Origin of the sequence: Corallococcus macrosporus, assembly GCF_017302985.1 — a bacterium.
Taxonomy (GTDB): Bacteria; Myxococcota; Myxococcia; order Myxococcales; family Myxococcaceae; genus Corallococcus; species Corallococcus macrosporus_A.
On sequence record NZ_JAFIMU010000007.1, the window covers coordinates 648,198 to 670,888 of the forward strand.

At 69.9% G+C, this 22,691-nt stretch carries 24 protein-coding genes; 14 read left to right on the forward strand and 10 right to left on the reverse strand.

The window, feature by feature from the left end:
• The first annotated feature begins 152 nt into the window (after nt 1-152).
• From JYK02_RS14890 to queD, 4 genes are all read left to right on the forward strand, one after another.
• Nucleotides 153-740 carry a hypothetical protein gene (locus JYK02_RS14890; protein ID WP_207051584.1) on the forward strand — a complete coding sequence of 196 codons (588 nt, stop codon included), beginning with the start codon at nt 153-155 and terminating at the stop codon, nt 738-740.
• Between the two features lie 75 nt (nt 741-815).
• Complete coding sequence (locus JYK02_RS14895; protein WP_207051585.1) at nt 816-1,133, forward strand: ArsR/SmtB family transcription factor; 318 nt, start codon at nt 816-818, stop codon at nt 1,131-1,133.
• Complete coding sequence (locus JYK02_RS14900) at nt 1,130-1,534, forward strand: SRPBCC family protein (protein ID WP_207051586.1); 405 nt, start codon at nt 1,130-1,132, stop codon at nt 1,532-1,534. The genes JYK02_RS14895 and JYK02_RS14900 overlap by 4 nt, the downstream gene beginning before the upstream one ends.
• 61 nt (nt 1,535-1,595) lie before the next feature.
• Nucleotides 1,596-1,994: a 6-carboxytetrahydropterin synthase QueD gene (gene queD, locus JYK02_RS14905; RefSeq protein ID WP_207051587.1), complete on the forward strand. Its 399-nt coding sequence runs from the start codon at nt 1,596-1,598 to the stop codon at nt 1,992-1,994.
• 10 nt (nt 1,995-2,004) lie between these two features.
• On the opposite strand, the gene JYK02_RS14910 is transcribed toward queD, so the two are convergent.
• From JYK02_RS14910 to JYK02_RS14920, 3 genes are read right to left on the reverse strand one after another with little or no spacing between them, the layout of a single operon-like run.
• Nucleotides 2,005-2,712, reverse strand: a complete 708-nt coding sequence (locus JYK02_RS14910) for an SDR family NAD(P)-dependent oxidoreductase (protein ID WP_207051588.1) — start codon at nt 2,710-2,712, stop codon at nt 2,005-2,007.
• Nucleotides 2,705-3,205 carry a 6-pyruvoyl trahydropterin synthase family protein gene (locus JYK02_RS14915; RefSeq protein WP_207051589.1) on the reverse strand — a complete coding sequence of 167 codons (501 nt, stop codon included), beginning with the start codon at nt 3,203-3,205 and terminating at the stop codon, nt 2,705-2,707. Before JYK02_RS14915 ends, JYK02_RS14910 begins: the two co-directional genes overlap by 8 nt.
• Before the next feature lie 39 nt (nt 3,206-3,244).
• Nucleotides 3,245-4,861, reverse strand: coding sequence for an NADP-dependent glyceraldehyde-3-phosphate dehydrogenase (locus tag JYK02_RS14920; protein ID WP_207051590.1), 1,617 nt, complete (start codon nt 4,859-4,861; stop codon nt 3,245-3,247).
• Between the two features lie 143 nt (nt 4,862-5,004).
• On the opposite strand from JYK02_RS14920, the gene JYK02_RS14925 reads away from it, so the two are divergent.
• The 6 genes from JYK02_RS14925 to JYK02_RS14950 all read left to right on the forward strand — a co-directional run bounded on the left by JYK02_RS14925 (nt 5,005) and on the right by JYK02_RS14950 (nt 11,662).
• Nucleotides 5,005-7,212, forward strand: coding sequence for a YfbK domain-containing protein (locus JYK02_RS14925; RefSeq protein WP_242588753.1), 2,208 nt, complete (start codon nt 5,005-5,007; stop codon nt 7,210-7,212).
• A gap of 11 nt (nt 7,213-7,223) precedes the next feature.
• Nucleotides 7,224-9,068 (forward strand): sensor histidine kinase, encoded by a 1,845-nt coding sequence (locus JYK02_RS14930; RefSeq protein ID WP_207051591.1) that lies wholly within the window; start codon nt 7,224-7,226, stop codon nt 9,066-9,068.
• Nucleotides 9,065-9,766, forward strand: a complete 702-nt coding sequence (locus tag JYK02_RS14935; RefSeq protein WP_207051592.1) for a response regulator transcription factor — start codon at nt 9,065-9,067, stop codon at nt 9,764-9,766. The genes JYK02_RS14930 and JYK02_RS14935 overlap by 4 nt, the downstream gene beginning before the upstream one ends.
• Nucleotides 9,763-10,128 (forward strand): carboxypeptidase-like regulatory domain-containing protein, encoded by a 366-nt coding sequence (locus tag JYK02_RS14940; protein ID WP_207051593.1) that lies wholly within the window; start codon nt 9,763-9,765, stop codon nt 10,126-10,128. The genes JYK02_RS14935 and JYK02_RS14940 overlap by 4 nt, the downstream gene beginning before the upstream one ends.
• Before the next feature lie 18 nt (nt 10,129-10,146).
• Entirely contained in the window at nt 10,147-10,281 is a 135-nt protein-coding gene (locus JYK02_RS40400; protein WP_277991391.1) for a hypothetical protein, read from the forward strand.
• Between the two features lie 169 nt (nt 10,282-10,450).
• The gene (locus JYK02_RS14950) at nt 10,451-11,662 is read left to right on the forward strand and encodes an RICIN domain-containing protein (protein ID WP_207051594.1); all 1,212 of its coding nucleotides are present in this window, start codon (nt 10,451-10,453) and stop codon (nt 11,660-11,662) included.
• A gap of 13 nt (nt 11,663-11,675) precedes the next feature.
• Here JYK02_RS14950 and JYK02_RS14955 read toward each other — a convergent pair whose 3' ends face one another.
• From JYK02_RS14955 to JYK02_RS14975, 5 genes are all read right to left on the reverse strand, one after another.
• The gene (locus JYK02_RS14955; RefSeq protein ID WP_207051595.1) at nt 11,676-12,758 is read right to left on the reverse strand and encodes a hypothetical protein; all 1,083 of its coding nucleotides are present in this window, start codon (nt 12,756-12,758) and stop codon (nt 11,676-11,678) included.
• 44 nt (nt 12,759-12,802) lie between these two features.
• Complete coding sequence (locus JYK02_RS14960; protein WP_207051596.1) at nt 12,803-13,213, reverse strand: hypothetical protein; 411 nt, start codon at nt 13,211-13,213, stop codon at nt 12,803-12,805.
• A gap of 3 nt (nt 13,214-13,216) precedes the next feature.
• A complete protein-coding gene (locus JYK02_RS14965) occupies nt 13,217-14,830 on the reverse strand; it encodes a hypothetical protein (protein WP_207051597.1) in 1,614 nt (537 codons plus the stop codon).
• Nucleotides 14,831-14,929: 99 nt separating this feature from the next.
• Nucleotides 14,930-15,316 carry a VOC family protein gene (locus tag JYK02_RS14970; protein WP_207051598.1) on the reverse strand — a complete coding sequence of 129 codons (387 nt, stop codon included), beginning with the start codon at nt 15,314-15,316 and terminating at the stop codon, nt 14,930-14,932.
• A gap of 57 nt (nt 15,317-15,373) precedes the next feature.
• On the reverse strand, nt 15,374-16,834 hold the full coding sequence (locus JYK02_RS14975; protein WP_207051599.1) for an alpha/beta fold hydrolase: 1,461 nt from the start codon (nt 16,832-16,834) through the stop codon (nt 15,374-15,376).
• A gap of 148 nt (nt 16,835-16,982) precedes the next feature.
• On the opposite strand from JYK02_RS14975, the gene JYK02_RS14980 reads away from it, so the two are divergent.
• Nucleotides 16,983-17,372, forward strand: coding sequence for an SAF domain-containing protein (locus tag JYK02_RS14980; RefSeq protein WP_207051600.1), 390 nt, complete (start codon nt 16,983-16,985; stop codon nt 17,370-17,372).
• The gene (locus tag JYK02_RS14985) at nt 17,369-17,707 is read left to right on the forward strand and encodes an SAF domain-containing protein (RefSeq protein ID WP_207051601.1); all 339 of its coding nucleotides are present in this window, start codon (nt 17,369-17,371) and stop codon (nt 17,705-17,707) included. Before JYK02_RS14980 ends, JYK02_RS14985 begins: the two co-directional genes overlap by 4 nt.
• Before the next feature lie 15 nt (nt 17,708-17,722).
• On the opposite strand, the gene JYK02_RS14990 is transcribed toward JYK02_RS14985, so the two are convergent.
• Nucleotides 17,723-18,277, reverse strand: coding sequence for a DNA-3-methyladenine glycosylase I (locus JYK02_RS14990; protein ID WP_207051602.1), 555 nt, complete (start codon nt 18,275-18,277; stop codon nt 17,723-17,725).
• Between the two features lie 173 nt (nt 18,278-18,450).
• On the opposite strand from JYK02_RS14990, the gene JYK02_RS14995 reads away from it, so the two are divergent.
• Nucleotides 18,451-20,106, forward strand: a complete 1,656-nt coding sequence (locus tag JYK02_RS14995) for an FAD-binding dehydrogenase (protein ID WP_207051603.1) — start codon at nt 18,451-18,453, stop codon at nt 20,104-20,106.
• Between the two features lie 3 nt (nt 20,107-20,109).
• Here JYK02_RS14995 and JYK02_RS15000 read toward each other — a convergent pair whose 3' ends face one another.
• A complete protein-coding gene (locus tag JYK02_RS15000) occupies nt 20,110-20,562 on the reverse strand; it encodes a GFA family protein (protein WP_207051604.1) in 453 nt (150 codons plus the stop codon).
• Between the two features lie 146 nt (nt 20,563-20,708).
• Here JYK02_RS15000 and JYK02_RS15005 point away from each other — a divergent pair, with 146 nt between their 5' ends.
• On the forward strand, nt 20,709-22,664 hold the full coding sequence (locus JYK02_RS15005) for a S9 family peptidase (protein WP_207051605.1): 1,956 nt from the start codon (nt 20,709-20,711) through the stop codon (nt 22,662-22,664).
• The last annotated feature ends 27 nt before the right edge of the window (nt 22,665-22,691 follow it).

Below are 22,691 nucleotides of genomic sequence, written 5' to 3' on the forward strand. Positions count from 1 at the left end.
CGCGGCCAGGGAGCCACGGCCGGGCACCCTGCCCGGCCGGCGTGGCGACATTTAGCAACCCCCGCGCCAGCCGCCCATGTCCCCCCTGGCATCTCCAGGACTACCCGGGAAGCCATGGACAGTACGTCCACGGCCATGGTGAGTTTCGCGCCATGTCCTTCTTCGAAGTGCTCTCACCGATTCCACGGAAGATGGACATGGGAGGCGACCTCCCCCTGCGCTTCGAAACCCGTCCGCTTGTCGGACAGGTGGTGTGGCCGCTGCTCGGGTTCGTGCTGCTCGTCGTGCTTCCCGCCGCCTACGCGCTGGACCAGGGCCTGTCCCTGGCCCTGCTGCGCGAGCAGTGGATGCTGCCGCTGGTGGGCGTCCTGGGCCTGTTCGTGACCGGGACGCGCATCGTGCGGTGCCTGACGACGCGGCTGGAGGTGGTGGTGACGGCCTCGGAGGTGTCGCTGCGCGGCGCCGGAGCCCTGAGCGCCTTCACCTGGAACGAGCCCCTGGCCCATTACGTCAGCCTCGACTGCGAGCGGCGCCACCACCCGGACTGGATTGGCGCACAGGACGAGTACGGCATCGCGCTGACGCACCACAGGGACCCCGAGCGCAACGTCGTCGTGCACTGGAGCCGCGACGCCCGGCGCTTCGAGGACCGGCTCGCGCGCTATGCCCAGCTGCTCCGGCTCCCCGTCCGCCAGGAGCAGCGCGCCCCCGTCGCGCAGCCGCGCCTCGCCCGCCAGTAGCCAGCGCCGCCAACGCGTCGGAAATATCCGACGCCTCTTGACGCGTCGGATATTTCCGACGTATCAATCCCAGCCATGCCCGAAGCGGATGTCTTTTCGGCGCTGGCCAATCCGGTGCGCCGCGAAATCCTGATGCAGCTGCGCAAGGGGCCGCGCGCGGTGAACGACCTGGCCAGCGGCTTCAACCTGGGGCGCCCCGCCGTCTCCGAACATCTCCAGGTCCTGCGCAAGGCCCAGCTCGTCCGCGAGGAGCCGCGCGGACGGGAGCGCTACTACCACCTGGATCCACGTCCGCTGTCGGAGGTGGACGACTGGCTCAAGGCCTTCACGCACTACTGGAAGCAGCGGCTTGCCGCGCTCGAGGACGTGCTCGACGAGGAGTCACGCAAATGAATCCCCCCGCCGTCATCCAGTTGGACCACGTGTATGCCCATCCGCCCGCCGCCGTGTGGAAGGCGCTGACGGACCCGGCGCTCCACGCGAAGTGGTGGGCCGCGGGCGACGTGCGCCCCGTCGTGGGCCACCGCTTCACGCTCGACATGGGCCCCTGGGGCCAGCAGCCGTGTGAAGTCCTCGCGGTGGAGCCGGAGCGGCTGCTCAAATACAGCTTCGCGACGGGCACGCTCGACACGACCCTCACCTGGCGCCTGGCGCCGGAGGGCACCGGGACGCGCCTCACCCTCACGCACGAAGGCTTCAACCTGGACTCGCCCATGGGCCGCCGCGCCTTCGAGGGCATGAAGCCGGGCTGGCCGGGGGTGCTCGCACGCCTGGGAACCACACTCGGCGTCTGACTGCCCGCCCCCTGAGACGACCCGTGGACGCAGGGGGGGAACGCGGATACAAGGCCGCCGAATGGAGGCCGTTCCCGTGAAGAACCCCACCCTCGTCACCGAAATCTCGAAGGAGTTCACCTTCGAGGCCGCGCACCGCCTGCCCAACGTTCCCGAGGGGCACAAGTGCTCGCGGGTTCACGGCCACAGCTACCGCATCGAAATCACCCTGCGCGGCCCGGTGCATCCGCACTTCGGCTGGATCGTCGACTTCGCGGAGCTGAACGCCGCCTGGCAGCCGCTGCACGCCCAGCTGGACCACCGGCTGCTCAACGACGTCCCCGGCCTGGAGAACCCCACGAGCGAGCTGCTGGCCGCGTGGCTCTTCGAGCGCGTGAACGTGCCGGGCACCACCGTCGCGCGCATCCGCGTCGCGGAGACCTGCACGTCCTCGTGCACCGTCTACGCCGCGGAGGGCTGAAGCAGCGCCTTCAGCGCTCCACCTGTCCCAGGTTGGCGTGGATGACCGCGCCATTGAGGACGGGGGTGGTGGCGCAGGTGTAGAGCACGCCGGCAATCTCCTCCGGCGTGATGAGCCGCCCGAACGTCGTCATCCCCGCCACGCTCGCGCGCACGGCGGGGTCCGTGCCCAGGTGCTCCCGGAGCATCTCCGTGTCGGTGAAGCCCGGGCAGACGGCGGCGGTGTGGACCTGGGTTCCCGCCAGGTCCTGGCAGGTGGCCCGCATCATCCCGATGAGCGCGTGCTTCGTCGTCACGTAGGACGCCACGCCCTTCACGGCCTTCTCCCCCAGCGTGGACGCCACGTAGAGCAGCGACGAGCCGTCCGTGAGCAGCGGCCGCGCCAGCCGGTTGAGCACCAGCGGCGCCACGATGTTGACCTCCAGCACGCGGCGCAGGTGGTCCGCGTCCATGCTCAGCGCGTCGTCGTGCTCGTAGAGGGCGGCGTTGTGCACGACGCACAGGCGCCCCGGTCCCCGGGCCGCGCCGTCGCGCAGCGCCGCTTCGACGGCGGGCTCCCAGCCCGGCACGGCCAGGTCCACGCGCACGTTGACGACGTCCGGCACGGGGCACGGGCCGCGCGCGACGTTGATGACGCGCCAGCCCTCCTTGCGGAAGCGCTCCGCCGCCGCCTGCCCGATGCCCCGGCTGGCGCCGGTGATGAGGACCTGGTCAGGCATCCCGCTTCCACTCCCAGCAGGCCCACTGTCCCGGGCCCGAGGCGCACTTCACCACCAGCCCGGTGATGTGGTCGCGGGCCATGGCGCTGCCGTCCCCCACCAGCTCCTCGCCGAAGACGCGCGCCAGCTCCTCCAGCGACACGTTGGCCACCGGCAGCACCGTCACGTCGCGCGCCAGGAAGCGCAGCTCCTCGCCGTTGAAGTGCGCGACGTGGTTGCCCTGGTCGTCCCGCTCCAGCCGCAGGTGCTTGGAGTGGGCGGGCAGGAAGAACGTCTCGTTCCACGCCTTGCAGCGGGCGATGATGGCCTGCTTGAGCGGACCGTAGTCCGACAGCAGGCCGTCCTCGGCCACCTCCCCCGTCAGCGCGACGTAGACGGAGAAGTTGTGCCCATGCAGGTTCTCGCGGTGCGTGGCGGAGAAGATGGTGAAGTGCCCCGCGGAGAACTTCATCTCTTCCTTGTGCAATTCGAGGGTCGTCGTGCGCGGCGCCATGGGATGGCCCCAGGCTTAGCACCCCGGGCCAAGCGCGGACTAGAAGAGGAAGTCCGTGGTGAGGAAATCCGACTCTCTGCGGGTCAGGATGGATTGGACGAGCGACGTGTTGTCCGGGGTCGTCTTCGTGGCCACCAGCGTGCGGATGGAGAACACCCGCAGCGCGTCCGCCACCGACAGCGTCCCTTCCGCGGAGTCCTTGCGGCCGTTGAAGGGGAACGTGTCCGGGCCGCGCTGGCACTGGCAGTTGAGGTTGATGCGGCCCACCTGGTTGGAGAACGCGTCGATGAACCGCCCGATGCGCGCCGAGTCCTTCCCGAACAGGCTGAGCTGCTGGCCGAAGTGCGACTCCACCACCAGCCGCACGGCCTCCGCGTCGTCGTCGAAGACCATCACCGGCACCACCGGGCCGAACTGCTCTTCCGTGGCCAGCCGCATGTCCTTCGTCACCGGGTACACCACGGTGGGTGAGTAGAACGACCGCGACGCCTGCCCGCCCGTCTGGTTCACCACGCGGGCGCCCTTGGACACGGCGTCGTCCACCAGCCCCTGGAGGTACGTCCCCTTGCCCGGCTCCGGCAGCGGCGTGACGGCGACGCCCGGGTCCCACGGCATGCCGGGCTTGAGCCTGTCCACGGCGGCGGTGAACTTCGCGAGGAACGCGTCCACGACGTTGCGGTGCACCACCAGCAGCTTGAGCGCCGTGCAGCGCTGGCCGTTGAAGGACAGCGTGCCGGTGATGCACTCCTTCACGGCGTTATCCAGGTCCGCGTCCTCCAGGATGATGGCCGGGTTCTTCGCGTCCAGGCCCAGCACGGACTTGAGGCGGTGCGGGCGCGGGTGCATGCGCTTCAATTCGCTGGCGCCCTTGTTGGTGCCGATGAAGGCGAACAGGTCCACCTGCCCGCTCTCCATCAGCGCGCCCACCGTCTCCCGGCCGCGGCCGTAGATGATGTTGATGACACCGGGCGGGAAGCAGTCGCGGAAGGCCTCCAGCAGCGGGCGCACCAGCAGCACGCCGAACTTGGCGGGCTTGAACACCACGGTGTTGCCCATGAGCAGCGCGGGGAAGAGCGTGCTGAAGGTCTCGTTGAGGGGGTAGTTGTACGGCCCCATGCACAGGGCCACGCCCATGGGCGCGCGGCGGATCTGCGCCATGATGCCCTGGTCCTGCACGAAGCGGGACGACGTGCGGTCCAGCTCCTTCAGCGCGCGGATGGTCTCCACGATGAGGTCCACCGTGCGGTCGAACTCCTTCTCCGAGTCCGGCTGCGTCTTGCCAATCTCCCACATGAGCAGGTTCACCACGGCGGTGCGCTGGGCGCGCATGGCGGTGAGGAAGCGCTCCACGTGCTCGATGCGCTCGGCGACCTTGAGCGAGGGCCAGACGCCCCGGCCGGAGTCGTACGCCTTCACCGCCGCCGCCAGCGCGTCCAGGGACTCGCGCGAGGTGAGCAGCGGCGTCGCGCCAATGACCTTCTGCTTCAGCCCTTCGGGGGTCCGGACGAACACGGGGCTGGCCACGGGGTTGAGCTCACCCGTCCAGGTGCGCAGCTCACCGCCCACCAGGTACTCGCGCTGCTCCAGGTACGCGGGGAGGCGCACTCCCGGGGGAATCTGCTCTTCGGAGGGAAAGAGGGTGTCGAGTGCCGTCATGGACGGCCTTTCTAATGGGACACCCCGCCCCCGGCACGATTTCCCGTCATGATGAAACCATGATGAGCAGACGAGCCCCCCGTGCGGTTCGATGCGGGGCGCATCTGGATGATGGCTCCACCCTGATGCGCGAGAGGTGGTCCATGCTGAAGTCCCTCCTGAGAAGTGCCCTGCCCCTGCTCCTGCTGACGTCCGCCGGGCCCGTGCTGGCCCAGCCGGCCGTGGGCAGCGTCGGCAAGGGCGTCATCATCGGCACGGTGATTGACGTCGTCAGCCGGAAGCCCGTGCCGGACGTGGTCGTCACCGCCACCAGCCCCCGCATGCAGGGCGAACAGACGGTGGTCGCGGACGCCCAGGGGAACTACCGCATCCCCCAGCTTCCCGCGGGCACGTACACCGTGCGGTTCGAGAGGGAGGGGTTCAAGGTCTACGCCCGCGCGGACATCCAGTTGCTCGCCAATCGCACCATCCGCCTGAACGTGGAGATGCTGCCCGACCCCGACTCAAGGACCGTGGAGATCATCGGCGGCCCGCCAGCGATCAGCGTGGGCTCCACGAACCAAGGCGTCAACGTGGACCCGGAGTTCATCAAGCGCATCGCGGTGGCGCGCCCGGTGGGCCAGGGTGGAGCGACGCGTTCCACGGAGCAGGCCAACCCGCCCGGTGTGTCCATCAGCGGCACGACCTCGCCTGAGAACGGCTACGTGGTGGACGGCCTGAGCACGAACGATCCGGCCTTCGGCATCAACGGCAACCCGAACAGCACGAACGACCGCGAGCGCGCCCCGTCCTGGGCCCTGCCGTACATGCACGTCGTCGTCCCGGACGGCACGCCACAGACGGTGTACCGCGCTCCCCAGGCCTCGGCGGTCCCCACGCCGCAGCCCGCGCCGGAGCGCACCGTGGCCCCGAAGGGCCAGCGCTTCTTCGACATGTACTTCAAGGGCTACGGCGTGAACCCCACCGTGGACACCGAGGAGGAGCGCTTCTCCACCTTCTCCGTGGACACGGACACGGCGTCGTACTCGCTGACGCGCGCCTACCTGGAGCGCGGCGCGCTGCCGGACGAGCAGGCCGTGCGCGTGGAGGAGTTCGTCAACACCTTCGACTACGGCTACGCCAACGCCCCGGACGCCCCCTTCAGCGTGAACGTGGAGGGCTTCCCCTCCCCCGCGCGCAAGGGCTACCAGGTGGTGCACATCGGCGTGAAGGCGCGCGACGTGAGCGCCGCCCAGCGCAAGCCCGGCCACCTCGTCTTCGTCATCGACGTGTCCGGCTCCATGGACATGGAGAACCGGCTGGGGCTGGTGAAGCGCTCGCTGCGCCTGCTGGTGGACGCGCTGGATGAGCGGGACTGGGTGTCCATCGTCGTCTACGGCAGCGAGGCCCGTCAGGTGCTCGCGCCCACCAACGCCACGCAGAGGGCCAGCATCCTGGGCGCCATCGACAGCCTCCACACGGACGGTTCCACCAACGCGCAGGCCGGCATGGAGCTGGGCTACGCGCTGGCCGCGAGCCACCTGGTGAAGGGCGGCATCAACCGCGTCATCCTCTGCTCGGACGGCGTCGCGAACAACGGCATCACCGAGGCGGATGGCATCTGGGCGCGCGTGAAGGAGCAGGCGGCGGCGGGCATCACGCTGTCCACCGTGGGCTTCGGCATGGGCAACTACAACGACGTGCTGATGGAGCGGCTGGCCCAGGTGGGCGAGGGCAACTACTCCTATGTGGACAAGCTGGAGGAGGCCCGCCGCATCTTCGTGCAGAACCTCACCGGCACGCTCCAGGTGGTGGCCAAGGACGTGAAGCTCCAGGTGGAGTTCGACCGCAAGACGGTGTCCCGCTACCGCCTCATCGGCTACGAGAACCGCCTGCTCACCCAGCAGCAGTTCAACGACGACCGCGTGGACGCGGGCGAGGTGGGCGCGGGCCACGCCGTCACCGCCCTCTACGAGGTGAAGCTGCGCGACCCGGCCCAGACGAACTTCGGCACGCTGCGCATCCGCTACAAGGCGCCGGAGGGTGGCAGCTCGAAGCTCATCGAAAAGGCGATGCCCGTGACGCTGCTGCGTCCGGCCTATGAGAAGGCCGCGTCTCCCACCCGCCTGTCCTACGTGGCCGCCGCCTTCGCGGAGAAGCTGCGCGGCTCCTACTGGGCGCGCCCGCTCACCTACGACGCGCTCGTGTCGCTGTGGGAGGAGCTGGGCACGCCGATGAAGACGCGGCAGGACGTGGTGGAGCTGGGTGAGCTCATCCGGCTGGCGAAGAAGCTGGACCGCCGCGAGGACCGCTTCGAGACCATCGCGCCGGTGCGCACCATGGACGCCGACCGCGTCCCCACCCTCAAGTAAGGCCCCTCCGGATGCCGCGCAGGTTGCTGCCCACCCTCGTCGCCCTCGTGCTCGGCCTCGCCGGGCTCGCGGTCGGCCTGGGCTATCTCCACCGCATCTTCGCCGCGGAACGCGAGGATGCGCGGGCCTCGCTCCGCTCCCGGCGCGAGGCCCTGGAGCAGTACGCCCGCGCGTCGCTGGGACAGGCCCTGCGCGAAGGCCTGGAGGCGGCGCGCGGCACGCTGGCGGCGGCGAAGGAGGATCCGTTGGTGGCCACGCCGGGGCTGTACCTGCGGGAACAGGGGGAGCAGGTGCTGCCCCGGCTGGCGCGGTTCGACACGGCCGGGGATGCCATCGCGAAGGACCGCTACGCGCGGCTGCGCGCGGGCACGGAGGTCGCGGACGAGGACGAAGGTCCGTGGAAGGAGCGGCTGGAGCGCATGGCGCTGGTGGAGCAGGCGCTGAAGGCGAAGGACCGGCGGGCCACGCTGCTGTCGCTGATGGCGCTGCTCGAACACCGCGCCCGCTTCGTGCTCGCGTCCACGCGGGATGTGCCCTCGCTGCTGGTGGTGCTGGAGGACGTGGCGGCGCGGGGCGACGTGGTGCCGGACCTGATGCGGGGCCTGGTGCGCGACGGGCTCCTGGATGGCCAGGGCGGTGGACGGCTGGAGGGCCTGCAACGGCTGCTGCTCCTCAAGCGCTCGCGCTTCACGCCGGAGGACTTCGGCTTCCTGCGCGCGAAGGTGGTGGCGCTCTCCCAGCGCGTGGGCGTGCCGGTGGCGGACTTCGAGGCGCGGGCGAACGAGCTGGCCGCGACGCCGCTGTCGCTTCCGGAGGCCGTGCTGGAGCCGGTGCTCACGCGCTCCGGCTGGTACCTGGAGCCGCTCCAGGGAGGCGACGTGCGCGGGCTGGCGGTGGACCTGCCCGGGCTCCTGACGGGGCTCACCCGCGAGATGCGCGAGCGCGGCCTGCTGGAGGCGGACGGACGCGTGGCGCTGCCAGGGGACGCGCCGGTGCTGACGCTCGCGTCGCTGCCGGTGGCGGTGGTGTCGTCCGCGTGGGCGCGAGGCGAGGACGCGCTGGAGAGCCGCTACCGGCTCAAGACGTGGATGCTGGCCCTGTGCGCGGCGCTGGCGCTCGTCATCGCGGCGCTGTCCTTCGTGGCGCAGCACCGCAAGTACCGCTTCCTGGAGCTCAAGAGCGACTTCGTGGCCACGGTGTCGCACGAGCTGCGCACGCCGCTGGCCTCCATCCGGCTGCTCGCGGAGACGCTGGAGTGGCGGGTGGCGGAGGGCGCGGACGCGAAGGACTACCCCGCGCGCATCATCCGCGAGGCGGACGGGCTGGGCTTCCTGGTGGAGAACCTGCTGTCGTTCAACCGCATCGACAAGGGCCGCTGGGTGCCGAAGCTCGCGCCGGTGCGGCTGGACGAGCTGGTCTCCCACCTGCGCCGCGACCTGGAGTCCGGCGCGCCGGTGCCGGTGGAGCTGACCGCGGACGTGGACGCGCGCGAGCTGAACGCGGACGCGCAGTTGCTGCGGCTCCTCTTGGCGAACCTGGCGCGCAACGCGTGCGCGTACAACACCCGCAGCCCCGTGAGGCTGCACGTCCAGACGCTGTCCGGAGGACGCGTGCACTTCACGGACAACGGCACCGGCATCCCGACGGCCGAGTGGGAGCGCGTCTTCGGTGAGTTCTACCGGCTGTCCGGGCGCGACGGCCGCGAGGTGCCCGGCAGTGGGCTGGGGCTCGCGCTGTGCCGGAAAATCGCGAGGCTGCACGGAGGCACGCTGCGCGTCGCGTCCTCCAGCCCCGAAGGCACGACGTTCGAATTGACCCTTCCCGAGTACCGGCCCGAGGCCCGGAGCATCGCATGACCATCGCCGCCCCCACCGTCCTCGTCGTCGAGGACGACCCGAACCTGCGGCTCGCGCTGCGCGACAACCTGGAGCACCAGGGAGGCTACGCCGTGGAGGAGGCCGCCACGGTGAAGGAGGCGCGCGAGCACCTGTCCCGCCGCGACTTCCAGCTCATCCTCCTGGACGTGATGCTGCCGGACGGCGACGGCTACTCGCTCTGCCGCGCGCTGCGCGAGGAGGGCATGGGCGTGCCGGTGCTGATGCTCACCGCGCGCACGCTGGAGGAGGACGTGGTGCGAGGCTTCGAGTCCGGCGCGCAGGACTACCTGGGCAAGCCCTACCGGCTGCGCGAGCTGTTGGCGCGAGTGGGCGCGCACCTGAAGCGCAGCGGCGCCGTCGCCCCCACGAAGCTGCTGCGCTTCGCGGGCTACAGCGTGGACCTGGACCGGCGGCGCGTGGAGACGCCCGAGGGCGCGGAGGTGGAATTGACGCGCAAGGAGTTCGACCTGCTGGCCTTCTTCGTGCGCGAGCGCGAGCGGGCGCTCAAGCGCGATGAGATTCTGGACGCGGTGTGGGGCACGGACGTGGTGGTGGATCCGCACACGGTGGACAACTTCGTCTCCAGCCTGAAGCGGAAGCTCAAGTGGACCAGCGCCTCCCGCTTCTCCATCCAGACCGTGCGAGGCGTAGGCTACCGGATGGAGGTCGAGCGATGAGATTCCTGCTCCACGTCGTGCCAGTCCTCGCGTTGCTGCTGACGTCCGCGCCCACGAGCGCCAGGTCCGACAGCGCCATCTTCGGCACCGTCATCGACGTCGTCACCCGGGAGCCCATCGGGGACGTGGTCATCAGCGCGACCTCGCCCTCCCTCCAGAAACCCGAGGAGGTCACGGTCACGGATGCCCAGGGGAACTTCCGCATCCCGCGGCTACCGCCAGGGGTCTATGCGCTGCGCTTCGAGCACGAGCACCAGTACCCGTACAAGCTCGAAGACCTTCAGCTTCGAGAGGGGCGCTCGCTCCGGACCCACGTCGAGCTGGCTCCAGCGGACTCCAGGGCCGTCATGATCTGCTATTGAGTCCCCCGCCCGCATGGCGTGCTGGTGCTGGCGCGCGCGAAGGCCCCCGCCACCGGCCACAGCGTGCTCCACGGCACGCGCACCACATGCCTGCCCAAGTACATGGAGCGCTCCGCGTACCCCTTCACGGAGCGCTTCCTGAAGCACCCGTGACGCAACCCGTCTCTCCGTGCTCTTTCGGATTACCCGGATTGACTGGATATCACGACCAGTGGCATGAGGCATGGTGACTTTGTTCTTCAGAAGAACAAAGTCTCCCTGCGAGGTGCGGATGGCCTCCCAGGAGTTCCTTCACCTGCCGGAAGTACCCACTGGAGATGTCATGGGCCACAAGGGAATGATTCGCGGTCTGTCATTGCTGGGAGTCGTGGGCGTGCTGGGCGGCTGTTCGGGGCCGGAGGCGGAGTCCACGCCTCCAGAGGCCACCGGCCAGGTGGAGAGCGCCGCCGTCGTGTCCACCATCACCGAGGGCGACTACGTCATCCGCTCCGTGCGCACGAACAAGTGCATCGACGTGGCGTCGTCCAGCACGGCGGACGGGGCGAAGGTGCAGCAGTGGGACTGCAACGGCACCAACGCGCAGAAGTTCCGCATCTCGCCCACGTCGGGCGGGTTCTGGAAGATCATCAACGTCAACAGCGGCAAGGCCCTGGACATCGCGGGGGTCAGCACCGCGGAGAACGCCGTCCTCCACCAGTGGACCTACGTGGACGGCGCGAACCAGCAGTTCCAGTTCATCAACCGGGGCGGCACGCAGTTCAGCTTCCACGTGCGCCACACCGGCATGGCCATGGACCTGTCGTGGGGCTCGTTCGACAACGGCACGCAGATCGTCCAGTACCCGTTCTACGCGGACCGCGACAACCAGCGCTGGACGTTCGACAAGGTCTCCGGCGGCGGAACCGGCGGCTCGGGCTTCGGGGCCATCCTCAGCCGCGACCTGTTCAACAGCATGTTTCCCGGCCGCAACGGCTTCTACACCTACGACGCGCTCATCGCCGCCGCGAACACCTTCCCCGGCCTGGCGACGACGGGTGACACGGACACGCGCAAGCGCGAGGTGGCCGCCTTCCTGGCCAACGTGTCGCACGAGACGGGCGGGCTCGTGTACATCGAGGAGATCAACCGGGGCCTCTACTGCGACACGTCGTGGGGTCCCCCGGGCTGCAGCTGCGCGCCGGGCAAGCAGTACTACGGACGTGGCCCCATGCAGTTGTCGTGGAACGGCAACTACTGCGCGGCGGGCAACGCGCTGGGCCTGCCGCTCCAGGCGAACCCGGACCTGCTGGCCCAGGACGCGAACGCCGCGTGGCGCACGGGCTTCTGGTTCTGGACCACGCAGACGGGCGCGGGCTCCATGACGGCGCACAACGCCATCGTCAACGGCGCCGGCTTCGGTGAGACCATCCGCACCATCAACGGCTCCGTGGAGTGCTACGGCCGCAACCCCGGCCAGGTGCAGAGCCGCATCGACAAGTACCTGCAGTTCTGCTCGATGCTCGGCGTGGCCCCTGGCGGCAACCTGGGCTGCTAGCGGCGCCCCACGCTCAGGGAAGCTGCCCCAGCAGCTCGAAGAGGGCCTCGCGCGTCAGCCCCGCCGCGTCGCGAGCCACCGTCTCCAGCATCCCCTTCGCCCGGCCCAGCTGGGCCGGGTCCGCCTCCTCCAGCGCCGCCACCGCGGCCTCCTGGAGCTCACGCGAGGCGGCCGGGCCCAGCTGGCCCTTCAGCAGGAAGAGGGCCTCCGCCGCCGGAGCCCCGGAGCGCACCAGCGCCACCGCGGAGCGGGCCGCGACATGCGGGCTCTCATCCCGCAGGTGCTCGCGCAGGGCCGCGAGCGCCTCGGGCGACAGCGGGCCGGACACGCCCAATAGAGCCGCCGCCTCCTGCCGGATGGGCGCCTCCGGCGCGCTCAGCGTGCGCAGCAGCGCGGGCTCCAGGTCCGGCAGCGAGGGCGCGGGCCGCCCTTCCCCATGCAGCTCCTCCAGCAGGCCTCGCAGGGACACCAGGGCCAGGTAGAGGCGCGCTCCGTCCGTCGCGCGCACCTCCTTCAGCAGCCGGGGCGCGGTGATTTCCGGCGCCAGCGGGGCGAGCGCGGCCAGGGACTCCAGCGCGGACAGGGCCACGGGCTCCTCGTCCTCCAGCAGCTCCAGCAGCCGGGGCAGCTCGGACGCCGCGGCGGTGCCCAGCCGCCCCACGACGCGCGCCATGGCGCCGCGGACCGCGGCCTTCGGGTGCCGGAACATCCCGTCCAGCGCGTCGAGCCGCGAGGCATCCACGCGGAACACCCCGGCGAGCACCCCCGCCGCGTTCTCCAGCGCCGGGCTCTCCGCCTCCATGCGCGCCAGCACCGCCAGCACGCTCTGGACGGCGAGCCCGGTGAGGCCCTCCTGCGGAGGCCACCAGCCGCGCTGCAACAGGAACAGCAGGGGCTCCGCGGCCGTCGTCCCGGGCCGCCCCAGCTCTTCCAGGAGCGCCCGCGCCGTCCGCTCGCGCGACTCCGGCGCCCCGGACACCAGCAACTCCTCCAACGCCGACATCGCCTCCTCGCGCGCTCCTGCATCGCGCGAGGAGAGCCGGCCCAGCCACTCCTCCGCCGTGCGCACACGGCCCCTGTTGCGCTCCGAAGACATGCCCCCAGGCTAGCGCAACGCCCCGGGGGTCCAGGGACCTCGCGCTACGGGTCGGCCTCGGTGATGTGGCCTTCCGGGTCCACGTCGAAGTGGAGCGTGCCCCGGTTCTTGCCCACCACGTACAACGCGTATCGGCCCCCGGGCTGGAGCGCCCGGGGCCCGTCCAGGACGGTGAAGCCAGCCGGTGCCTCGCCGTACGTCAGCGAGGCCACGCTGGCGAGGTCGCCGAACGGCTCGGCCCGCAGCTGCCAGTACATCTCCCCTGCCCGGTCCAACACCTGGACGGTGTTGTAGCGCGGGCGGTCCCCGTGCTCCGGGTCCTCCACCAGGAAGCGGGGGGCGGGCAGCTGCCGCGCACCCTCCACCAGGGACACCTGGAGGACGGGACGGCACGCGGTGAGGAGGAGGAGCAGGACCCAGGCCCACCCCAGGCTGACGACGCGCGGCGACCTCATGGCCTACGGAGCCCCTTCGCCGGCCCGCACCTGGACCATGGCCGCGTTGATCTGCGCCGTGTAGTCCTTGCCGTTGTAGTGGAAGCCACCAGCGGGGTTGGCGAAGTAGCCGGCGAGCTGGGCCTGCTGGAGGAACTCCGCCTGCTGCTCGGGGTTGAGCTCCTTCCAGGACTTGCCCGCGTCCAGGCCCTTCTCGAAGTCGTAGCCATCCCCGATGTGCTGGGCCACCAGCGCCTCGCTCATGTAGTCCGTGCCGCCGTTCTGGTGCTGCCAGACGTGCGCCGACTCGTGCACCAGCAGGTCCGGCGTCAGGGGCAGGTTCTCCTTCGGGATGTAGATGGTGTTGCCGTGGGTGAACGCGCGCCCGGTGGTGCTGAACAGGCCGGAGTTGCCCTCCTTGATGCGCATCTGCGAGTAGTCGATGGAGTCCCCGTAGACACTCTTCAGCGTGGCGATCTCACTGCCGGACAGCTGGCGCCCGGGCGGCTCCACGCCAATCAGCGTCTGGATGGCGCTCAGCGCCCGGCCGCCCATCATCAGGATGGCGTCCGCGGGCGTCTGCACGAAGGTCTTCAGGAGCCCCACGCCCATCTGCTTGAAGCCTTCGCCGAACTTGCCCTGGAACAGCTTGCCGATGCCGCCGAAGAAGGTGCCCACCCCCTCTCCGATGTTGCGGACCGCGCCCACGACGGTGCTGATGGCGCCGGTGAACAGGCTGCGCACGCCGTCGCCCGCGCGGGTGGCCACCGTTTTCACGCCGCTCCAGACGGTCTTCGCCGCGCCGCCCACCCACTTCGCCGCGGTGGCGACCGCGCCGCCCACTGCCTTGGCCGCCGTGGTGACCGCGCCGCCCACCGCCTTGGCCGCCGTGGTGACCGCGCTACCGACGGCGTTCACCGCGGAGCCGACCGCATTGCCCACGGCCTTGACCGCGCCGCCCACCGCGTTGCCAATGGCCTTGAAGGGGTTCCAGAACTCGACCTCCTTCTTCTTGCCATCCACGACGATGGTGCCCTTGTCGTTCTCCGCGCGGATGTCCGCCACCTGCTTCGAGGAGAGCTTCTCCCCGGACATGATGCGGCGGAACAGCTCGCCCTCGTCGCCCTGGGTGTCCTCGGTGTTGAGCTTCGTGTCCAGGTGGTGGCCCGCCTCCTCCACGTAGGTGGAGGCCGCCAGCGACGGGTCCAGCGACTCATTGATGAGCACCGTGCCGGATTCCGCGTCATAGGCGCCGTTGGCCCCGTTCAGCGTCTCCGCGGACACGGTGCGCACCGGCGGCAGCCAGCCGAAGTCGCCCTTCAGGGCCTGCTGCCGGTACTGCTCGGCCTTGCCGGCGTCGTAGCCCTCGCCGTAGACCGTCCGCATCGTCTCGTGGAACTTCTGCTTGTCCGACGCCATCGCGCCGAACTCGCGCTTGAACGTGGACGTCACGTCCGGCTGCTTGGAGACGAACGCGCTCTGCTCGGAGAAGCCCGCCCGGCGCGCCGCCACTTCCGGCGCGCGCGGAGGCGTCCCCTGCGCCGCGCTGTTTCGTGCCGTTCCCGCCGTCTGCCCACCCACCGCGAGCCCCTTGCGAGGCTCCTGCGGCGGAACCCTGGACTGGATCCGCATCGTCATCACATCCCCCTCTGTGAAGCGTGAACTGTCAGGACACAGGGTATAACCGGTGTCTGACATCGGGTGACATACGACGACCGGCCGATACACCGGGGCGGGCTACACCTGGGCCATCTGGATGAGGTTGCCGCAGGTGTCCTCGAACATGGCGATGGTGACGGGGCCCATCACCGTGGGCTGCGTGCGGAACACGACACCGTGTTTCACAAGGCGCTCATATTCCGCCTTGCAGTCGTCCACGCCGAACGACGCCGCCGGGATGCCCGCGTCGAACAGCGCCTTCTGGTAGACGCGCGCGGGAGGAAAGCCCAGGGGCTCCAGCAGCAGCTGCGTGCCCTCCTGCGCGTCCGGCGAGACGACGGTCAGCCACCGGTGCTCCCCGCCCATCGGGACGTCCACCTTGAGCACGAAGCCCAGGACCTCCGTGTAGAACTTCAGGGCCTTGGACTGGTCCTCCACCATCACGCTCGTCACAGTGATTCGCATTGCCGTGTCTCCTGGGTGTTTCGCCGGTTCCGTCCGCCGCGCGGAGCGTGCCCGAGGTCAGGGCCGCACGCTCAGGGAAAAGTCCGCGCCGCGCCGCTTGAGCGCGCAGTCGACAGCGGGCGGATGCGAGGGGTCCTGGAGGAAGGCCTTCACGATGCTCGCGCCGCACGAGTTGAAGGAGGCCGCATGGCTGCGGCCGCGCATGTCGACGGGGTACGCGTTGGGCATCGAGTCGAGCAGCCGGTGGCCCCACTCCGGGGGCGTGTCCGGGTCGAACTCGCCCGCGAAGACGAGCGCCGGCACGTCGCTCTTCACCGGCTCGTTCTCCACGGCGGGCGCGGCGGTGACGTTCCACGCGCGGCACTCCTGCGGTGAAGCATTGCCCGCACTCACTCCGCCCAGGCCCATGGCGGGCGATTGCTGCGCGGCGATGCGCTCCGCGTCCTCGAACGGCAGCTCCTCGGCGCACCAGACGGAATAGCGCAGGCCCCAGGCCATGGCCGAAGGCGCCTGGTTGTCGCTGATCAATCCGCGCAGGGCCTCAAGGCGCCCCTCGGAGGCGTCCACGATGAGCCTGGGGATGCGGGGAATCTGGATGGGTTCGTGCATCGCGGAGTAGATGGCCTCCACCACCTGCGCGCCTCTTATCTCCGCCGGTGCTCCGGCCGCCCGGAGGGCCAGCTTCAAGGGGCGGCGGTCCGCGTCCGCCACCAGCTTCGCGAAGCGGGCGCGCAGGTCGGGATACCGGGCGCCGCACGCGCGGTCCACCGCGCACCCGTCGAACACCTGGTTCAGGACCCGCAGCACGTTCGTCGCGGAGACCTCGTCGAAGTTCACCTCCGGCGGCAGCACCGAATCCAGCACGACGCTCCGGACGCCCTCGGGATGCCGCCGCAGCACGGTCAACATCAGCCGCGTGCTGTACGACACGCCGTAGAGGTTCCACCGCGCCACGCCGAGCACCTTGCGGAGGTCTTCGATGTCATCCGCGGTGGCCTCGCTGGTGTAGCCGTCCAGGTCCACGCCCGACGCGGTCAGCGTTGTCCGGCACCGGCCCGCTGCCTGGGTCAGCGCGGTGATCGCCGCCGGACCGCGCAGCCGGCCCGCGGCCACCTCGCTCTTGAGGCGGGTGGTCTCCGGACACTGGAGCGACGGCTGCGCGAACTTCGCGCCGCGCTGCTCCAGGACGATGTAGTCGCGCTCGTCCAGGAGCGTGTTGTTCTTGCCGGAGGTCATGTGCTCGACCGCGCTAAGGCCCGGGCCGCCGGGCATGAACAGCACCGGATCCGCCAGGGGCTTCGCGGCACGGCTGCGGAAGATCGTCACCGGAAGGCGGATGGGGCGGCTGTCCGCCTTGTGCCGGTTCTCCGGCACCACCAGCAGGCCGCAGTCGATGCGCTCCGTCGCGACGACCTCCACGGCGCAGGCGCCCGGCTCGAAGCGGGGGACCGCAAGAGCCGGTTCAGCCCCGGCCTTCCACGAGAGCAACAGCACCGCGACGAAGAGGGGGAGGCGCATGCGCTCCGTTAAACCAGTCCTTGGATGCCCGGGTCCACCGCCACGACGGAAGCAGTTCCGCCAGCGCGGGATGCAATGAATTGGGCGGATGCGTTAGCATGGCGCCATGAAATTCCTTGGCGGAGTGGCCGTGGGATTTGGAATCGGAGTGCCTGTCTTTGGAGTGCTCGCGGGAATCCTCGCGTACGCCAAGGTCAAACACGACGAGGATCAGGCTCGCGCCGGCTTGGACCTGGTGAAGATCCTCGTCGTGAGCCGGGACCTGCGTCCCGGAGACGTGCTGGACACCCAGAACCTCTCGCTCCGCTCCGTTCCCCGCCAGATGGCCACGGCCTCGGTCTTGCGGCCGGAGTTCGCGAGCGCCGTGCTCAACCATCCCGTGGTGGTGCCCCTCAAGGCCGGGGATCCGCTTCGCATGACGTCGATGCCCGAGACCACCGAGTGCGACAAGCACATCAAGGAGCACTCCGTCTCCGCCCGGGCCGACGCGTCCGTGGAAGCGATTCGCGAGCGGCTGTCCGGAGCCCAGACGCCATGAGCCCCTTCATTCGAGGCATCGGCGTGGGCCTCTTCATCAGCCTCCTGGGCGCCGGGCTGTTCGGCATGGCCATGACGCGCAAGTACCTGTCGAGGGTTGACGCGGCCTGGGGGCGACAGCCCGTGCTCGTGATCACGCACGACATCCCGCCAGGCCATGTGCTGACGGCCGTGGACCTCACGGAGGCACGCTTTCCCAGGCAGTTCCTCACGGACACCTGGGTCCTGGACGCGGACCGGGCGGAAGTGCTCGGCAAGGCCGTCACCGTCGCGGTGGAGAAGGACGCCCCCCTGCTCTGGAGCAGCTTCGCCGCGCCTTCCTGCCCGGCGCCGTGACAGCGGGGCGGACGCTCAGCGGTGCCGGAAGCAGTCCACCGTGTGGTCGTCCACGATACCCGTGGCCTGCATCCACGCGTAGACGATGACCGGTCCCACGAACTTGAAGCCGCGCTGCTTGAAGGCGTTGGAGTAGGCCTCCGACAGCGCCGTCTTCGCCGGCACGTCGCCCCGGCCCTTCCACGCGTTGCGGAGGGGCTTTCCACCCGCCATGCCCCAGACGAACGTGGAGAAGTCCTCGCCCGCCTCCTGCATCTTCAGGTAGGCGCGCGCGTTGCCGATGGTCGCTTCAATCTTCGCGCGAGCGCGGACGATGCCCTCGTCCGCCATCAGGCGCGTGACGTCCTTCTCCGTAAAGCGCGCGACCACCTTGGGGTCGAAGCCCTTGAACGCCTTCCGGAAGGCCTCGCGCTTGCGCAGGATGACGATCCACGCGAGCCCCGCCTGGAAGCCCTCCAGCATCAGCATCTCCCAGAGCGCGCGGCTGTCGCGCACCGGCACGCCCCACTCTTCATCGTGGTAGGTCTGGTACAGCGGATCCGTCCCCACCCACGCGCAACGCTGCTGCATCCGCGCCCTCCGGCTCATGGCCCGTGGCAGGGCTACCACGGCGCCTGAACAGGCGGCCAGTCCCAGCGTGTGCCTTCTTCATCGAGGCCGGGGCCGCCGCGCGGGCGAACAGCCCCGTGCAATGGGTTCAAACCGCTATCATCCGCGCGCCAGGTGCGACCGGGAGGCACGGCATGGGACAGGAAGTGGATGTCATCGTCGTCGGCGGAGGGCTCGCCGGACTCGTGGCGGCAACCGAGCTCGCGGACGCGGGCAAGCGCGTCGCCGTGGTGGACCAGGAGGGGCCGCAGAACCTGGGCGGCCAGGCGTTCTGGTCGTTCGGCGGGCTGTTCCTCGTGGACTCGCCCGAGCAGCGGCGCATGGGCATCAAGGACTCCCACGAACTGGCGCTGGAGGACTGGATGGGCACCGCCGGCTTCGACCGCGAGGAGGACCGGTGGCCGCGTCAGTGGGCGGAGGCCTTCGTCGCCTTCGCCGCGGGCGAGATGCGCCCCTGGCTGGTCCAGCAGGGCATGAGCTGGTTCCCCGTCGTGGGCTGGGCGGAGCGCGGTGGCTACGGCGGCGTGGGCCACGGCAACTCCGTCCCCCGCTTCCACGTCACCTGGGGCACCGGCCCCGGCGTGCTGGAGCCCTTCGTGCGCCGCGCCAAGGCCGCGGAGGCCAAGGGCACCCTCACCTTCCACTTCCGCTGCCGCGTGGACGAGCTGCTCACCCAGAACGGCGCCGTGGTGGGCGTGCGCGGCATGCGGCTGGAGCCCACGGACGTCCCGCGCGGCGCCAGCAGCTCGCGCGTGACGGTGGGCGACTTCGAGCTGCGCGCGAGCGCCGTCATCGTCACGTCCGGCGGCATCGGCGGCAACCACGAGCTGGTCCGCAAGGCGTGGCCCCAGCGCATGGGCCCCGCGCCGAAGTTCATGATTCAAGGCGTCCCCGACCACGTGGACGGCCGGATGATCGCCATCACGGAGGCCGTGGGCGGGCGCCTCATCAACCGCGACCGCATGTGGCACTACACGGAAGGGCTGCGGAACTGGAACCCCATCTGGCCCCGCCACGGCATCCGCATCCTGCCGGGCCCCAGCTCGCTGTGGCTGGACGCCACCGGCAAGCGCCTGCCGCCGCCGCTGTTCCCCGGCTTCGACACGCTGGGCACGCTGGAGCACATCGCGAAGACGGGCCACGAGCACACCTGGTTCATCCTCAACCAGTGGATCATCAAGAAGGAGTTCGCGCTCTCCGGCTCGGAGCAGAACCCGGACCTCACCGGCAAGGACTGGCTGGGCGTGCTCAACCGCGCCGTGGGCAAGAAGGCCATGGGCCCGGTGGAGGCCTTCAAGGAGAAGGGCGAGGACTTCGTCATCTCCAACAACCTGCGCGACCTGGTCGCCGGGATGAACGCGAAGACGGAAACCCCGCTGCTGGACTTCGCCACGGTGGAGCGCGAGGTGAAGGCGCGCGACATGCAGCTGGACAACCCCTTCAGCAAGGACCTGCAGCTCGCCGCCATCCGCCAGGCGCGCAACTACCGGGGCGACAAGCTGGTGCGCACCGCGAAGCTGCACCGCATCCTGGACCCCAAGGCGGGGCCCCTCATCGGCGTGAAGCTGAACATCCTCACGCGCAAGACGCTGGGCGGCTTCGAGACCGACCTCCAGGGCCGCGTCTTCAACGCCCAGGGGCAGACCATCCCAGGGCTCTATGCGGCAGGCGAGGTGGCCGGCTTCGGAGGCGGTGGCGTCCACGGCTACCGCGCCCTGGAAGGCACGTTCCTGGGCGGCTGCATCTTCTCCGGCCGCGCCGCGGGCCGGGCCGCGGCGGGGAGTGTGTAGGCCTCAAGCCGCGGCCACGAAGGGCCACGGCGTGGGGCGCGGCCCGGCCGCCCAGTTGTCGTGCCGGCCGTCCCAGTACCCGAAGGTGAGCAGCGACGGGTCCACGTCATCCAGCGTGTTGACGTAGATGGAGACGAACTTCCCGCCCAGCTCCGGGACGTCGCCGTCGCCGAAGCACACGACGCCGCAGCGCCCGCAGAAGCTGCGGGTGTTGGGGCTGCCGTCGCGCCCGTACTTCTTGAGGGCATCCTGGCCCTTCAGCAGCCGGAACGCGTCCGGCTTCATCCCCATGCCGCCGCCGTAGCCGTACTTCATGCAGATGGTGCAGTTGCAGCGCGTCACCCCCGCCAGGTCCACGGTGGCCTCGTAACGCACGGCGCCACACAGGCAGCCGCCCGCGTAGGTGTGGAGGCCGCGCTGGGCAGGGGTCTTCAGCTGGGTGTCGGTCTGGGTCATGGCGATTTCTCCGGTGCCGCGTTGTGGGAACGCAATCAATGTCGCCCCGGGCCGTGACAGCCTTATGTCAGGTTTGTCGCCACCTCCCTGTTGAACCCGGCGGGACCTGGCCCAGAGTTCCCCCGTCCCCCGTTCCTGGAGGCCGCATGCCCGTCTGGAAGTCCCTGTCCCGCCTTGTCGCGCCCACGTTGCTCCTGCCCCTGCTGGGGGCCGCCCCGCCCGCCGCCCCACCGCCTCCGAAGCCCGCCCCGGCGGTGAAGGCAGCCCGGACGCCGAAGCAGTACTCGGTGGAGCAGTTCATGGGGTCCACGGAGGTGCAGTCCCCGGTCTTCACCTCGGACGGCAAGCAGCTGCTCTTCTCGTCGAACGCGTCCGGCATCTTCAACGTCCACAGCGTGCCGGTGGGCGGGGGCAAGCCCACCGCGCTGACGCGCTCGAAGACGGACGCCATCCGGGTGGTGGGGGCCTTCCCGCGCGACAACCGCATCCTCTTCATGCACGACAAGGGCGGCGATGAGCAGACGCACATCTTCGTGCGCACGCCGGACGGCAAGGAGAAGGACCTCACGCCCATGAAGAAGGGCGCCGCCGGCTTCCTGGGCTTCAGCCAGGACGACAGCGCGTTCTACATCACCACCAACGAGCGCGACCCGGGCGCCATGGACGTGTATCGCTATGACGCGAAGACGTACGCGCGCACGCTCCTGGCCCAGAACGACAAGGGGTTCAACGTCGCGGGCGTGGCCCCGGACGAGAGCTGGGTGGCGCTGGAGGAGGCGATCACCACCTCGGACGGCAACGTGTGGCGCTACGACGTCGCGACGAAGACGCTGAAGAACCTCACGCCCCACACGGGCACGGCCAGCTACCGCGTGGGGGACATCCACCCCGTCACCGGGGAGCTGTACGTCCTCACGGACGATGGCTCGGAGTTCGCCCGCGTGGTGCGCCCGGCGAAGGAGGCCGGCAAGTGGGAGGACGTGGAGAAGGCGGACTGGGACATCATCGCCACGGAGTTCTCGCGCTCGGGGGCGTTCCGCGTCTCCCTCATCAACGTGGACGCCGGCATCGAGGTGCGCCTGCACGACGAGAAGGCCGGGACGCAGGTCCCGCTGACGCAGCTGCCCGCCGGGATGATCTCCGAAGCCATCTTCTCCCGTGACGAGAAGCAGCTGGCGGTCGTCCTGGAGACGGACCGCTCCTCCGCGAACCTCTACGTCCAGGACCTGGCCACGAAGAAGACCACGCGCGTGACGGACACGATGAGCCGCGAGCTCGACTCCGAGGACCTGGTGGACGCGCAGGTGGTGCACTTCAAGTCCTTTGACGGAATGGACATCCCCAACCTGCTCTTCAAGCCGCACCAGGCCACGGCGCAGAACAAGGCGCCCGCCATCGTCTATGTGCACGGCGGCCCGGGCGGAGAGACGACGCGGGGCTACAACAACTTCGTCCAGTACCTGGTGAACCACGGCTACGTGGTGCTGGGCATCAACAACCGGGGCAGCGCGGGCTACGGCAAGTCGTTCTTCAAGGCGGACGACCAGAAGCACGGCAAGGACCCGCTGCGCGACTGCGTGGAGGCGCGCAAGTACCTGGCCAGCCTGCCGTACGTGGACGGCTCGCGCGTGGGCATCCTCGGCGGCAGCTACGGCGGCTACATGGTGCTGGCGGCGCTCGCCTTCCACCCGGACGCCTTCGACGTGGGCGTGGACGTCTTCGGCGTGTCCAACTGGCTGCGCACGCTCAAGAGCATGCCGCCCGAGTGGGGCGCCTTCCGTCAGGCGATGATGCAGGAGATTGGCGACCCGGAGAAGCAGGAGGCGATGCTCAGGGAGATCTCCCCCCTCTTCCACGCGGACAAGATCAAGAAGCCGCTGTTCGTGGTCCAGGGCGCCAACGACCCGCGCGTCCTCCAGGCGGAGTCGGACGACATCGTCGCGGCGGTGAAGAAGAACGGCGTCCCGGTGGAGTACCTGCTGCTCCCCGACGAGGGCCACGGCTTCAAGAAGAAGAAGAACGAGGCGGAGGTGGACCGGCGCACCCTGCGGTTCCTCGACCGCTACCTCAAGACGGCCTCCGCCACGGCCCCCAAGCCCTGAGGAGCGCTTCAGGCACTCCCGCCGATG